Source organism: Blastopirellula sp. J2-11, assembly GCF_024584705.1.
Classification (GTDB): Bacteria; Planctomycetota; Planctomycetia; order Pirellulales; family Pirellulaceae; genus Blastopirellula.
In genome coordinates, this window is sequence record NZ_CP097384.1 from 2,174,879 (window position 1) to 2,189,634 (window position 14,756).

At 57.6% G+C, this 14,756-nt stretch carries 8 protein-coding genes; 4 read left to right on the plus strand and 4 right to left on the minus strand.

Translation table 11 applies throughout. The features are described 5' to 3' along the window. Positions 1 to 195: 195 nt before the first annotated feature. From M4951_RS08900 to M4951_RS08915, 4 genes are all read right to left on the minus strand, one after another. Positions 196 to 1,497, minus strand: coding sequence for a Glu/Leu/Phe/Val family dehydrogenase (locus M4951_RS08900; RefSeq protein ID WP_262026129.1), 1,302 nt, complete (start codon positions 1,495 to 1,497; stop codon positions 196 to 198). 129 nt (positions 1,498 to 1,626) lie between these two features. Next, entirely contained in the window at positions 1,627 to 2,655 is a 1,029-nt protein-coding gene (locus M4951_RS08905) for a hypothetical protein (protein ID WP_262026130.1), read from the minus strand. Next, positions 2,652 to 4,466 carry a hypothetical protein gene (locus M4951_RS08910; protein ID WP_262026131.1) on the minus strand — a complete coding sequence of 605 codons (1,815 nt, stop codon included), beginning with the start codon at positions 4,464 to 4,466 and terminating at the stop codon, positions 2,652 to 2,654. Before M4951_RS08910 ends, M4951_RS08905 begins: the two co-directional genes overlap by 4 nt. Beyond that, a complete protein-coding gene (locus M4951_RS08915) occupies positions 4,463 to 5,794 on the minus strand; it encodes a MotA/TolQ/ExbB proton channel family protein (protein WP_262026132.1) in 1,332 nt (443 codons plus the stop codon). The genes M4951_RS08910 and M4951_RS08915 overlap by 4 nt, the downstream gene beginning before the upstream one ends. Before the next feature lie 714 nt (positions 5,795 to 6,508). Here M4951_RS08915 and M4951_RS08920 point away from each other — a divergent pair. From M4951_RS08920 to M4951_RS08935, 4 genes are all read left to right on the plus strand, one after another. Continuing rightward, positions 6,509 to 6,847, plus strand: a complete 339-nt coding sequence (locus M4951_RS08920) for a hypothetical protein (RefSeq protein WP_262026133.1) — start codon at positions 6,509 to 6,511, stop codon at positions 6,845 to 6,847. 51 nt (positions 6,848 to 6,898) lie between these two features. Then, positions 6,899 to 8,188: a helix-turn-helix domain-containing protein gene (locus M4951_RS08925; protein WP_262026134.1), complete on the plus strand. Its 1,290-nt coding sequence runs from the start codon at positions 6,899 to 6,901 to the stop codon at positions 8,186 to 8,188. A gap of 331 nt (positions 8,189 to 8,519) precedes the next feature. Continuing rightward, positions 8,520 to 11,636: a hypothetical protein gene (locus M4951_RS08930; protein ID WP_262026135.1), complete on the plus strand. Its 3,117-nt coding sequence runs from the start codon at positions 8,520 to 8,522 to the stop codon at positions 11,634 to 11,636. A 10-nt stretch (positions 11,637 to 11,646) separates the two neighbouring features. After that, positions 11,647 to 14,739 carry a cytochrome c biogenesis protein gene (locus tag M4951_RS08935; RefSeq protein WP_262026136.1) on the plus strand — a complete coding sequence of 1,031 codons (3,093 nt, stop codon included), beginning with the start codon at positions 11,647 to 11,649 and terminating at the stop codon, positions 14,737 to 14,739. The last annotated feature ends 17 nt before the right edge of the window (positions 14,740 to 14,756 follow it).

Here is a 14,756-nt window from a genome sequence, read left to right on the forward strand (position 1 = left end):
TCGCCGCCGCGCTGAAAAACCGATGTTTCCGGGCAGGGATGGTAGGAAATGCTCAAGATTAACGCAATAGCTGCCGCAGCGAATTTGCTAGCGTCGCGGTCGGCAGAAATGTGGTCACAGCAAAAAGGGGGTCAGACCCCAATTACGCTGCGTAATTGGGGTCTGACCCCCTTTTTGCTGCACGCGATTGCCTCCTCAATCCTCTTGGGCCGTAAAGTAGCGGGCCGTTCCTTGCGAAGCGATCGCTTCGCCGATGCGATTGAGGGCCACCACGTAGGCGGCGGTGCGCATATCGATTTCTTTATGGTTGGCCAGGTTATAGACGGTGTTAAACTCGCGGGCCATCGTCTCGTGCAGACGCTGATGAACCAACTCGAGCGGCCAATAATAGCCGGCTCGATTTTGCGTCCACTCAAAATAACTGACCGTGACGCCGCCGGCGTTGGCCAAGATGTCGGGCACGACGAGCGTTCCTTTGTCGTTGAGGATCTCGTCCGCTTCGCCTGTGAGCGGGCCGTTCGCGGCTTCCACGATCACCTCGGCTTTGACACGCGGCGCATTTTCGCCGGTGATTTGGCTTTCGAGCGCCGCTGGTATGAGAATATCAACGTCCAACTCCAGTAGTTGGGCGTTGGTGATCGCATCGGCGGCGATCGATTCGCAGAGAGAGCCTTCGCAGTAAACCGCTTTTAGATGACGCGATTCGTTTTTCACATGGGCTAGACTGGGGATGTCAAAACCAGACTCTTTGTAGATTCCTCCCCGAGAGTCGCTGACGGCGACGATGTTGTAGCCGTCGGCGTGCAGCAGTCGGGCGACCGCTTGACCGGCGTTGCCAAATCCTTGCACCGCGACGCGCTGTTGTTCAGGCTTCCAGCCGCGCTTGGCCTCCAATTCTTTAATGCAGTGATAGGCTCCGCGACCGGTTGCGTCGTCACGTCCAAGACTTCCCCCCAGCGGAATCGGTTTGCCGGTGATGACAGCCGGCATGTGCTGGCGACGAATCTTTGAGTATTCGTCCATCATCCAGCCCATGATCATCGCATTGGTGTAGACGTCTGGGGCCGGGACATCGACCTCGGGCCCGATAAAGTCGGCGATCCGTTCGATGTAACCGCGCGATAGACGTTCCAGTTCGAGCCGCGATAGCTCTTTCGGATCGACGATCACTCCCCCCTTCCCTCCGCCGAAAGGAAGATTGGCGACCGCGCATTTGAACGTCATCCAAAAGGCGAGCGCTTTGACTTCGGCCAGGTCGACATTCGGGTGAAAGCGAATGCCTCCTTTGGTGGGGCCGCGGGTTGCGTCATGGCGAACGCGATAGCCAGTGAAGATTCGCAGCGAGCCGTCATCCATGCGGACCGGAATTGTGACTTCCAGCACCTGCTTGGGATGCTTGAGCCGCTGGACCGCTTCCTGGTCGATATCGGCGTGTAAAAACGCTTTGTCTAGTCGGGCGACGGCATGCGAGAAGATATCATGCGCTGGCTGATCCATGGCGAAGAATCCCGAAAGGTGCAACTCAGTTGGACTTGAGTAACGTTATACGTCATCGCAAGGATCGTCAATTCGATCACCGTAAATTCCCGGTTAAGGGATCGATGGTCGCTAAAAGACGAGCGGCGGTTATTCTGCCGAAGAACGTGAGCCTTGGGGAGAACCGCCGATGGGATGATCGGCCGGCAAAGGGCGTCCCGCGGTGGCGAAACCCCGTTCGACCAGCATCAGTTTCAACTGGCGAAACTCTTCAAAGCTGTCGGGATAGGCCCATAAGGTGATCGTGGTCCGCTGCGCATCGCAACCAGCGAGTCGCTGCATGAAATCGGAGTTCGGTCGGAGCGCGTCCTCAAACGCTTCCCCCATATTCTCAGTCACGGGGACCAGCACAAAGTGATCGAGCTCGACAACATCTCGCCGAGCGGCGCCTAGCTTGGTGTCGACCGAATAGGCGGAGCGACGCAGGACATAGCGACAATAGAAGCCGTTGATCGGACCGACGGTCCGCGTCAGCGAACTGGTCTCGCGCAGTTGCGAAGCGCTGCGCTGGGCATCCTCTTTCAATTCGTCGACCAACGTATTTAACGGGACGAAGGCGATCCGTCCGTTCAGTAAGCGGAAATGTTCTTCCCGTCCGAAAACCGTTTTGGCCATCGGCGTCGGATAGTGTTTGAGGATGACCGACTCGGGCTGGAAGTTCTCGATACTTTCGAGCGTCGTGTAAACTTCGTTCAGCTTGGCTTTCTCGTCCAGCAGTTCTCGATTGCGATCAAAGTCTTGCTGTTGTACGGCGCCCAGTTCTTCCCGTTTCTTTTCGATTGCGGTGTTGGAGGCCGTGAGGACGAACTGCATCTGATTGCGATCGTGGAATTTCTGTTGCAGTTCTTCCCGAACGGCGGTGCGTTGATGCGTGATCTGGGCAAGTTCGGCCTGCAGGGCCAGCGCTTCTTCCAGAGAACCGGAATCTTGCTGCGCGATCGGCGCGGCGACCGCTGGCGTGGTCGCCGGCGATGCTTTGGCGTCGGTGACCGCTTCGTGAGCCGTAATGCTGACGACCATGATCAAAATGATCAAAATGCCGACCAGATTGGTCACGACGTCAAGGAAGGAGTCGAGCGACGGTTCAGCCGAATCGCGAGATCGAACAGGGCGTCTCATTGGTTGCGCTCTACCTCCAGGCCGCTGCCGTTAAGCAGAGCCGACAATTCTTCAAAACGCTGTTGAGCGCCAGGCTGGACATCGATCTTGAGCGTCGGCTTCCAATAGATGCCGCGGCCGGCGATTCCCCAATCTTCGATGCGGGACCAGACTTGCGAGACGAACTCGTCAATTCCGCCGCGAACGTCCGCTTGCAGCAACACGACTTGCGGTCGCTTGCTGCTTCCTTTTTCGGGCACGATCACAATTCGATCGGCGGCGACAACCACATGAATCGGACGCGTAATGCCGGTAGCGCGGGCCGATTGTCCCGGCAACGCCCAGTTGCGACCGCGCGTGTTGGCCAGCGCTTGCGGCGCCATCTGCGATCCGCCGCTGTTGCTGGAGCTTCCCCCTTGCTGTCCGCCGGGCGCTGGGCCTTGTTGCTGGGCTCCATATCCGCCAGAGATGGTGCTGTCTCCATTGGGATTTCCTGGCTTGCCGTCGGTCGAACCGGCCGGCAGCGACATCGCATCTTTGCCGTCAGCGCCAGACAATTGCGGACCATGGGCATTGCGTTGAGCTTGCGTTTGATATCCGCCTGGCAGCGAAGCGGCCATTGTGCCTTGTCCGCCGCTGGAGGTGCGATCAAATTGCTGCGAACCGCCGCCGGCGCCGCGATCGAATGGTTTTCCGCCGTCGTTTGAGGAACGAGCGTACGATTCTGGGCCGCCGGCCGATCCGCCGGTCATTGTCGAACTGGCGCCTGGTTGGCCGCCGATGGGCGCTCCTTGTTCGAGAAACGCGTTCTTGCCGAAGGGGGAACCCTCTTCACCACGGCCGCCGCCGTTGCCGTCGCCGCTAGGCACGAACCCGCCGCGACTGGTCGCCGTCAGCAAACCGGTTTCTTCGACGCGACCATATTCACGCGGCGCCGCTCTCATGACGGCCACTTTGCGCCGCCTGGCGACTTCGACCGTTTGCATCAGCGTTTGCGCAAGGAAGGGATCCGCTTCGGGAAATTGCAGTTCCAGGTCGTCATCGATCAATTCGTAACCAAATTCCGAATCCCAAGACAGCATGGCGTCGCGAGCCGCTGCGTACGATTCGGCCCCGTTGGGGCGAACGACGAGCAACGGATAAGGATCGGACGCGTTGGGGTTTTGTTTCAATCGATATTCGCGAACCGCACGCAGGGCTGCATCTAACGGATTGCCTGCGCCCAACGGAGGACGAAAATCGGCCCCATACAGTTCGATCCCTTCCGGCTGCAGAATGACGCGATCGCCGGTGCATTCGATATAAATCGGTTGCCGTCGCGTACCGTTGGGACCGTCGTACGGTATCAACGCGTAAGAAGGTTTTTTCTTCGCCGCCTTCGCTTGCTCTTCGGCCAGCTTGTCTTTGGCGTCGGCCAACTGCTGGCGAACATCGGCCAGTTGCTGATCAATGTCGGCTTGATCGGATTTCGTTGCGTTCCGTTTTTCTTCGAGCAGCTTCACTTGTTCGTCCAGGCCGCGGATTTGCGTCGCCAAGCGGCGAATGTGATCCTCGATGCCGCTCAGTTGCAGACGTTCGTCTTCTAACTGTTGACGTTGTTCAGCACGCAGCTTTCGCAGCTCTTCCAATTCGGCCAGCGGAAAGGCGGGGACTGCCGGTGCAACGGCAGGCGCCGCTTCGGTCGCGACCGGCGCAGCGTCGGCCGAAGCACGAGCTTGCTGCACAAGGACGACCAACAGCACAATCAGTGCGCCGACCGTACAGATCAGGACCGCCAGAAACGGGAAGAGTGAGATTTCGACGCCTTGACGACGCGCGTGGGCTCGGCTCATGCCGCGTGACCTTGGGAGGGTTTCTTCTCCAGTTCAAATCGACGACCGCCGCTGTCGCCGATGCGATTGTTCAGCAAGTGTATCGTCGCGGCGAGACTCAAAACGGTCTCTTCAAAGTGACCAGCGCCTGCCAACGAGTCGAGATTGCGGCTGAGCGTTTGTTCGAGCGACGAGATTTCTCCCACCGCTTCGACCGCTTTCAGCATCACTTCTCCTTGTTGGGTCAGTTGATCCTGTTGATCGCGCATCAGACTCGCGTTGTTATCGAGCGCGGTTTGGAACTGCTTCCAATCGACGCGCATCTCGCGAATCACTTCTTTTTCGGCGCCGGCCAGCGCCGCTGCATGGCGCTCAAGCGAACCTGAAAGCGCTGCGGAGAGCGAATCTTCCAATTGTTGTTTGCTGGAGCCGACGATTTCTTCCCAGTGGTGATGAGCGCCGTCGATCGTGTTGCGCCAAAGTTGCGTTTGGCGTTCGACCAACTGTTCGGTCGCTTGCATCACCCGTTCGGCCATGCGCTGGATCGCGGCGACGCTGGGGTCGCTTTTTCCGCCCGCTTGTTGGAAGCGCCCGCTCAATTGGGCCGAAGCGGCCGAATCGACGACGGTCAGCAGTTCGTTCTCGACGCGGTCGGCGATAAACTGCGCGAACATCAAAAAGATTGACAACGACAAAGCTAACGCCGTCGTATCAAACGCGACGCTCAACCCGGCCAGCAGGCTTTCCATCGCCGCTTTCGGTTCGTTGACCAGCGCCTCGGGAGAAAGATTACCGAGCGCCAGCGTAATACCGATAACGGTACCCAAAAAGCCGAGCATCGGAGTCGCCCAAATCACGATCCGCACCAGCGAAAAGCTTTGATAGGCGCGTTCCGCTTCTTGATCCGCGAAGTATTTCAGTTCTTCCTGCAAGCCGGCCGCGCTGCCGTTGACGTGCACATGTTCAATTCCTTGAAACAAACGCCGCCAGAGCGAATGTCGCTGTAGACGTTGCGGGTACTCCTCCAATTGGTCGAGCAGCCCGGCGGCGTCGTCAATCAATTGTCCTTCGCGCGGCGGCGCAGGGAGTTCGATTTTGCTGACGTTGGTCAATTCGCGAGCGACATCCTGCAATTTTAACAGGATCGCCGCTAAGCCGACAAAGAACATCGCCGTTTCGATGTATTCGACCGGGTGCCCGGCAAAATAGCGCACGATCAGCGGATTGCTGATCACGCCTTGGTTGATCAGCGCGAAGAAGCCGATCGTCGCGGCCAAACCGAGGGCGACGGGCCACCCTAGTTTTCCACTGATGTTGTACCAGAACTTCGAGGTATTTCGTGCAGTCACCGGTTCGTATCCTTCCTACGCGGTGCGATCGAGCGGAGCGGGGAGACAAGTCCGCACAATCCTCATAATCGGAACAACCACCGCTTGGATTTGAGGTTTTGTTGGCGCAATCAGTAGGAAACCCGAGATGCGGCGTCAATGCGAAGTCGGTTTCGACCGCTAGCAAGCGAAGGGAGTCAATTCAGCAACATTTGCCGGTTTTATCGAAAAGAACGTGAATGTCCCCGCGACTGGTTGCCGATAACTTCCTTTGTCGCAAATGACAACATTCGACGCAAACCGCTATGCCAAAAAAGGTTGCATCAATCTTCGGCAGACGCGTTGCCTAAATAAATCCCGGGGGGGAATGAAAGTTCGGTTGGGGTCCGCTTGACTCCACCGAACTTCTTTTATTTCTTGGCCCTCTTCGGCTTCCCCCTCTTCTGGTGCAAGGCTGTGGCGGATTGACATTGCCAGCATTTCCGGGCTACCGCTACGATACGCAAGTCTCAGTGCGAGCGAATCGGCTGGAAGCGGTGGTTGCTAGCATAAGTCTTTTGTTTCTTTAGGCTTAGGGCTATTACGAATGCTTCGCGTTCGTTCCTCCTCAGCGTCCAGACCGGCGGGAGAGCGATTCGCCGCTAACATTTGGGGACGAAAAGAGTTGCATCAAGGGAACGGGCTTCTAGAATAGATAGAGGTCCGATTCCGCAATCCACGAAGAGTAGGTGGTTTATGCGTAATGCGGTATTGGGCTTTGGCCTTGTCGTTAGCCTCGTCATTGCAGTCGCTTGGTTGGAAACTCCTCCTGCTCCAGCGCATGCACAAGCACCCTATGCGGCATCGCCAAGCGGTTCGCTGATTTCCCACTCGACCAATACGGCGCTGGGAATGCAGCAGGTCGTTTTGATTGATCCGCAAACGAGAGTTATGGGCGTCTATCACGTTGATGGAACGACCGGAAAAATTTCTCTCAAGAGCGTTCGCAATCTACACTGGGATCTGTTGCTGGAAGCGCACAACAGCACCAATCCGAGTCCTAGCGAAATAAAAGCATCGCTCGGCAGACCCTAAGCATTTGCTCAGGCGGCCGGGCTTTTACGATTTGATTCACCGGAGCCTGGCATGGCCAAATTAATCCCACTCAGCGAAGCGGCTGAAATCTTGGGTATCTCGGAAGAGCAGTTGGTCGAAATGCGATCACGCAACGAGATCCACGGCTATCGCGATGGGGCGAGCTGGAAATTCAAAGAAACCGAAATCGAGCGGGTCAAAACCGATCTCGCTGGCGGCGGCCAATCGCCCGAACACGGGGACAGCGGTGAAGATCTGATCGAATCGCCCAGTGATTCGGATGATGATAGTGAATTTGAATTGTCGCTCGGCGGCGATGACGGATCGTCCGGCGAAATCGACTCGCTCCTGATTCAGGACGAAGGTCGCAGCGGCGAATCAGGCGTCGTGATCGGTGACGAACTCTCGTCGGGCGGCAGCGACTTGAAACTTGCCGATAGTGATATCGAGCTTGGTTTTGACGGTTCCAGCGCCATCGACCCTGCGTCGGACACCAACAGCAATTTGAATCTCGATCTGGAAGGTTCGGACGTGCTCGGCAGTTCGTCCCTCAATGCTCCGGTCGACGCCGATGACGACGACGATGATGAGCTGTTGCTCTCGCCGGTCGGCAAAGATGATGACGTCGGAATTGGAACCGAAAAACGCGATCCCGAAGGAACCGGTTCTGGAGTCAGCCTGGCGCTGGGCGAAGACGACCTGGATCTGGGCGAAAGCGCGATTTCGGCCATCGATGATCTGGATAGCGGAGAATTAACGCTCGATGCCGGCGATAGCGGAGTCAGCCTGGTGGATCCGGCCGACAGCGGTATCGACATCGGCATGGAGCCGCTAGACCTCTCGGGCTCGAAGGTGGACGCGTTTGACTTGGCGGGCGACTCGGGTGTCGAAGTCGACCAAGACATTGCATCGGGCATTTCCGCCGGCAAGAGTAGCGGCGATGACGACTTCCTGCTGACTCCGGTCGAAGGGGAGCTGGACGACGACGATAGCGGCTCGCAAGTGATCGCGCTCGACTCCGATTCGATCGGTTCTGAGTCGGCCCTGTTTGGCGCCGGTATCGACGACGGAGATTTTGGGGCTGCCGACGACGGACTAGAAGTCGTTGACGAGATGGGGGCAATGGATTCCGCCTCACCGGCGGGTGCGCCCGCCGCAGCGGCTCCGGTTGAAGCTCCTTATAGCGTGCTTAATCTTATCAGTCTGGCCGCGACCGCCGCTTTGGTGTTGGTTGCTGGGCTCATGGTGACTGACCTGATTCGCAACATGTGGTCGTTTGACGAACCCTACGCAATCAACAGCTCGATCATGGACGGTATTATCAGCTTGATGGGGGTCTAGCTTGGGCTCTCGGACGCGATAACCGTAAACCAACCGCATAAAGCCGCGAGACACCTCGCGGCTTTTTTCGTAACTGCTGTTTGATGCAATCGTTACAACCGATCGCCTTAATCCAGTGGGAGTGCGTCGGCGGCGGTATCTTTTCCCCCTCGTCGCGCTATAATCTACTAGCTGCGGATGTTACGTCCGCTTGCTGAGGGCGCTTTAGCCCCTTGGTGCTGTATCTGAAATTGGCGTTTTGACAGCCAAGCGTCGACGTTGTTGTCGCTTGGTCCCGCCGCATGACGCCCTGAAATTGCCGACTAATCCCCACGCTGGCCAGTTCAAACGCATGGCTCGACCCAAACTCGCCTCCTCGGATCAATCTCCTTTTGTCTGGGGAGTATTGCGTCTCTACGAAATCGCCGCGTCGCTCAAATTGGCGGTCTGCCTGTTGTTTGGGATGGCGCTGACGTTGGGTATCGCAACGGCGGTCGAAGCGGCATATAACACCAACGTCGTGCAGTTTTACGTTTACCAATCGTGGTGGTTCTCGCTGCTTTACCTGCTGCTAGCGGTCAACATCTTCTGCGCCGCGTCGATTCGCTTTCCTTGGAAGCGGCATCAAACCGGGTTCGTCATCACGCATATCGGCCTGCTGACGTTGTTGTTTAGCGGTGTCGTCAGCCGCGTGTGGCGCATCGACTCGCAGGTGAGCGTTTGGGAAAACAACATCTCCGACATCCGTGCGTTTGAGCCCGATCATTACCGGTTCGCGCTGCGGATTGATCGTCAGACCGGTTCGCCGCTCGATCCGCCGGAGATCACGGAAGTCGATATTCCGTTCAAGCCGGGGCCGTTCAGTTGGGCCGACTATCAGGAAGGCTTCAGCAATATTCAAGTCGCGCGACCTGAAGTCGCGAATCTCTTCTCGCCGCTCTTTTATCTGGCGAGTCGCCATAGTGCCGGAAACGTCCTCTATGCGGACGGCGACATTCGTCTGGAAGTGCTGGATTACTACGGTAACAGCCATTGGGAAGATGGCGTGCCGTCGGTCGAACTGCGGTTGAGCATGCCGGCCGGGAAGAAACAGGCGGCCGATGGCCGCTTGGTCGCCGACGACATGCAGTGGGTCCCGGTGAAGCTAGGGGTCCACATGGTCGAGGGAGACACGCAATACAAATATGGGGTCGGCGATCGCCAGCCGATGGGCGCCGGAGCGTTCACCATGGCGATGGCCCCCAATCGCGCCGCGACGGTCGCCTTTTTGGAAGGTGGTCCCAGCGGAGAGATCGGCGAGAAAGGGCAAGTCGTCCTGTACGCTGATGGTAAGCGACAGGAGATCGATGTCGCCGCTGTGCTCGACAAAGAAGCGCAACCGCTCGCAGGCACGCCGCTCTCGTATCAACTCACTTCCTACATGCCTTCGGCGGTTCCGAGTCGAAAGCCGGGGGGCGGCGGTATTGTGTGGGGAGATGGCGAAGAGAACGAAGTGCCGCAGAACCCCGCCGTGCGCATCGAATTGACCAAAGATGGGAAGCAGGTCGACGAGATGATCCTGCTGGCCGACATGCCGAACTTCAACGCTCAAGCCTTCGACGCCGAAGTTTACGGCTCGTATTGGTTTAATCATGGCGAAAGAAATGCGGCCGAACTCCTGCAAGGAGGAAGCCCCGGCGGTTCGCGGATCGACGTGATTCAAGGCGTCGACGAAGATGGCGAAACGAAGCGTTTGTACTATCGCTATTGGAATCGGAAAGAAGTAGTCGTCGCGCGTGATCTGCCGATCGACGGCAACAAGACGAACGCCGTCGATGCGTTCAAGATGCCGATCGCGCAGCTGAAGATGTATGTCGAGAACTATATCTCGGCCGACACGCCGTCATCGACCGCGGTGCGCGATCCCTTTGATCCCAAAATGCAAATGCCTTCGCCGGCGGCGCTGGTTCGTTTGACCAAGGGAGACAAGTCGGACGAGTTCTGGATTCAGGCTCACTTTGGCGATCCCAACTCGGGGCATGTCGACGACAGCACGCGTCATATCATGAAGGTCGGCGATACGACGCTGACGTTGGCGATGCCGATTCAGTCGTTCGACATCGGCTTTCGCGTCTTCCTTGAGCAGTTCGAGCGTCGTTTAGATCCCGGCACGGCTCAGCCGTCTCACTACTCCAGCGATGTGCACTATCTCGACCGCGTTCGCGATCGCTGGATTATGATTTGGGACCCGGCGAGCGAAACGACAAAACGGATCGAGTTTCCGCTGACGATCGACAGCAACTCGCCCAGCGATGTCACCAGCGGCGCTGGTCAGATCTTTTGGATCGACGACGCTTCGCCAGCGGTCATCTGGAGCGTTCCGCTCGCCGCGCTGGAAAGCGGCGATTGGGAACAAGCGAAAAAGATCGTCCCGTTTGGTTTGGCCAATCCGCAGCAATTGGTTTGTGACGCCGATGGCGGCAAAATCTATTGGACCGATTGGCGCAAAGGCCGATCGGGGGACGAAGGGTATATTCGCAGCGCCAACGTGGATGGATCGTCCCCTTCCAGCGTGATCACGTTCGCCGGTCGTCCCAGCGGCATCGCCGTCGATAGCGAGCGAGACTGGATCTATTTCACTAACGACGCGTCAGGCTTTGTCGGGCGCGTGCATCGTGACGGAACCGAACTGACGCCGGATTGGATCGCGATTCCTGATGGTCGCGCGACCGATGTGACCGTCGACGCCAAGACCGGCGACGTTTACTGGACCGACAAAGCGAAGAACGTTATCCGCGGCGCGTCGAGCGAAGGCAAGCTGTTTGGCTCGCCGCCGTTTTTGGGCTCGGCGGATAAGGGAATGCCCAATTCGTTGGCCTTGGGAGACGGGTTCCTGTATTGGACCGACATCGAGCCGAACCCGAGCGATCCTTCGTCGCGCAAGCATCTCAGCGATCCGACTTTTGACCGCTCGAAACCGCGTGAGATTTTGACTCGCGTACGTCGCATTGCGTTGACCGGCGGTGAGAAGCAAGAACGAGATGTGGCGTCGACCATGGTCAACGCTCCGCGCGGCGCCGCGTTTGTCGATGGCAAGCTGATGTGGACGCAAACCGCCGTGATCAAAGAAAATGTCTGGATTACCATGAACGCGCCTGACGCGTTCCGAGATCCCACCTATAACCGCGACTTGCACGTCTTCCAGGAAAGTTTCCAAGGCCCGTTCAAGCCCGGCACGCCGGAATACGCCAAGTTTGCTCCGACGCACAGCAACGATGAAGAGATCTACGCGTCGGTCTTTACGGTTAATCATGATCCCGGTTCGGCGCTTCGCTACTGGGGTTGTTTGCTGGTGATTCTTGGAATCGCCACGATGTTTTATATGCGGGCCTACTTTTTCAAGCCGCGCAAACGCGAGGAGTCGTCCGTTGACTCACGCCGTTCGAATGCAGCAGAGGCCAAGCTTACCGATATGGTCGGTAAGGTATAGGAACAATGCCATGAAGTCGATTCGCCCTTTGCTTTCCGCTCTATCACTAGCGCTGGTCGCCGCATGGATTGTCCCCGCCGGAGCAGGCGAGAAATTTGATTCGGCGGTTTGGAAGCAACTTCCCGTCTATCACAACGGCCGTGTGAAGCCGTTGGATACGTTCGCCAACCTGGTGGTCAAAGAGATTACTTCACACGACAAAACGTCGGTGAAAGTGAACCTGGTCGACTACTACGCGCCGGACGAATTGGCGAAGTCCGAATATAGTGATGCGCTCTCGATCTTGCCCGACGGTGAAGTGCGGAAGTTTCAGCCGTCGGAATTGATTTTGAGCTGGTTGGCCGAACCGCAGAAGTGGGAACGGATTCCGTTTATCGTCGCCGAGCATGAAGACGTCCGCAATTCGCTTGGCTTGCCGATCGAAGGGCCGACCGGTCAGCGACTTCGCTTTGTCTCGCCTTACGAGATCACGCATTCGGTTCCGCTCCGTAAGTTTTTGCTGGAAATTGACGCGCGTCGTAAAGCCGCAATGACGAGCGGCGAAAAGTTTGAGATGACAGCGTCGGAAGAACGCGTTTGGAACGAAGTGTTAACCAAGTACGCGCTTTATCGCGACGTGACGTTTGACCCGCGTTTGGACATCAACTTGAACGAAGCGTTGCCGATGCCGGGCGGACGCGATCGCTTGTTTTATAGCGTGATGGCCGCCGCCAAGATCATGTCGCAAGAGCCCAACGTCAAAAATCAGACGTTGGAAAGTCAGTATCAAATTTTGATGCAACTCGGCGGCGAGTCGCCGATGGCGCTGGCCGCCAATCGGTTGTTGTCGTCATATCGCGCCCTCTTTTCGCTGTTGGTCAACGCCCAGGTCGACGCGCATGAGTTTCTCGAAAACGAAGAGCCTGAGCCGCTGACCGCGGACGAACCGCCGACGTTGGAAGAAGCGGAGCCGTTGGTCGCAGAATTTCGCGCCGCCGCGCACGAACTGGCCGAACTCTTGCGTGTCGAACGTGATCGAGCCAATACGCAGCAGACGCTCAGTCGTTCGCAATACGAGACGATCAAGCCGATGTTCCAAGAGATGCTGGTGAAAACGAGCGAATTGGATCGGTTGGGGCTGGAGATGCAACTAGGGCTGTACGAAGGATCGGACCTGGTCAAAAAGTTTGACCGCAGTCTCAGCGGTACGCTCTACGTGGTTCCGGCCCTCAACGCCGAGGCGCTCAAGAAAGATCGCGGTACCGAGAACATGGCTCAGCCCTGGCTCGGTCTCTCGACCATCTTGTACAGCTCTGGCGATCTGCTGAAGGGATATCCGCAAAACAAAGTCGCAGCCGTTCGTAAGTCTTGGAAAGCATTGACCCAGGCGTATGTCGACGGCGCGTCGACCGAACAGGCCCAAAGCGATTTCGCCGCAGCGCTGCGATCGATTGGTGAACAGACCGACGCCGAACGCCGCGAGCTGGTCGCCGACGATCAGCAAGACGAACATATCCTCAGCTATACCGCTTATCCACCGGTCGGCAGCCCGCGTATTGAGGCCGAAGTTCGCTACAACGCGCTCGACCCTTTCCGCATCGCCTGGATTATTTGCTTGGGGGCGACGTTCTGCTATTCGCTCTCATTTGGCGTGATTCGCAAAGTGATGTTCTGGATGGGCACCGCGCTGCTGCTGACGGCGATCGCCTGGTCCTCGTATGCGTTCTACATGCGGATTTTGATCAGCGGCTGGGCGCCGGTAACCAACATGTACGAGACCGTCGTCTTTGTGCCGTGGGTCGTCGCCGTCATGGGCGCCGCCTTTTTGATGCTGCCGATCTTTGATCGCGGCCGGCTTGAAGCTTGGCGCGCCTCGGCCATTCCTGGAACGCTGGAAGCGACGCCGCTGACGCCGCGTCATTTGGAAACGCAATCGGCGTCGACTTGGAATATGCTCGGCATCTTTGCGACGATCTTGCGCTTGCCGCTGATGGCATTCGTCGTCTGGATGTTGGCGTTCGCTTTGTATAGCGACGGCAATCGACCGATTATTTCTGACCTCAATCCGCTCACCGCTTTTTCACTCTCATCGAACTTGGGCAAAGACGCGGCGATTTGGCTGGTCAAAGTGTTGACGTTGGTCATCACGGTTTACTTTGTTCCGCGTCTGCTGCTGAGCGGAGTGTTCGCCGTCTACTACGTCTTGCGAGACTGGTTCGTGAACAACAGCATCGTGACCAACTTGCCGGCCGTGCTGGAACGTTCTTATTTTGGTCTGGCCGCTTCCGGCGCCGCGACCTTCTTTTTCTGCGTCGCGTCGTTCGCGCCGGTGCTGGATGAGAACTTCTCGCCGTTGCAGCCGGTGTTGCGCTCGAATATGTGGTTGACCGTGCATGTGCTGACGATCGTCGCCAGTTATGGCGCCGGCATGCTCTCTTGGGCGCTCGGCGTGATCGCACTCTTTTTCTATATGTTTGGCACGTATCGCGCGCCGGTGACGCCGGTTGGCGCCCCGAAAGGATTTCGACCAGCGCACGACGCCCATGCCGAACTTGGCTATCGTCCGCCGGAGCAATGCGCCGTGTTGGCCGGATATTGTTACCGCTCGATTCAGGTCGCGGTGATGCTGTTGGCGACCGGCACCATTCTCGGCGGTCTGTGGGCTGACGTCTCGTGGGGGCGCTTCTGGGGATGGGATCCGAAAGAAGTCTGGGCCCTCATTTCGCTGCTGGTTTACCTGGCGATTTTGCATGGTCGCTTCGCCGGTTGGTTCAACAACTTTGGCCTGGTCGTCGGCACGATTCTTGGGTTTACGATGATCGTCTTCTCGTGGTACGGAGTTAACTTCCTGCTGCCGATGTTCTCGGGCGGACAAGCCGTCGGGCTCCACTCCTACGGCTTCGGCGAAGGAGGACAAGGCTACGTGCTGGGGTTTGTCGCGATGAACTTGCTGTATCTCGGCGTCGCCGCGGTCCGCTTCCAAGTGACCAACGTCATCAAGCCGGGCTCACCCAAAACCGACGACGTCTCACGTCTGATCGATGACGAGGAAATCGTCAACGCCGAATCATCAGAGCCGACGAAACCGCACGACGACACGAAAGACGAAGGGGAAAGCCAGTAGGCTGGGCATTTCTCTTC

Coding starts and splice junctions, on each gene's coding strand:
- M4951_RS08900 (WP_262026129.1), bottom strand. CDS start 1,497: ATGGATCAGCCAGCGCATGATATCTTCTCGCATGCCGTCGCCCGACTA.
- M4951_RS08905 (WP_262026130.1), bottom strand. CDS start 2,655: ATGAGACGCCCTGTTCGATCTCGCGATTCGGCTGAACCGTCGCTCGAC.
- M4951_RS08910 (WP_262026131.1), bottom strand. CDS start 4,466: ATGAGCCGAGCCCACGCGCGTCGTCAAGGCGTCGAAATCTCACTCTTC.
- M4951_RS08920 (WP_262026133.1), top strand. CDS start 6,509: ATGCGTAATGCGGTATTGGGCTTTGGCCTTGTCGTTAGCCTCGTCATT.
- M4951_RS08925 (WP_262026134.1), top strand. CDS start 6,899: ATGGCCAAATTAATCCCACTCAGCGAAGCGGCTGAAATCTTGGGTATC.
- M4951_RS08930 (WP_262026135.1), top strand. CDS start 8,520: ATGGCTCGACCCAAACTCGCCTCCTCGGATCAATCTCCTTTTGTCTGG.
- M4951_RS08935 (WP_262026136.1), top strand. CDS start 11,647: ATGAAGTCGATTCGCCCTTTGCTTTCCGCTCTATCACTAGCGCTGGTC.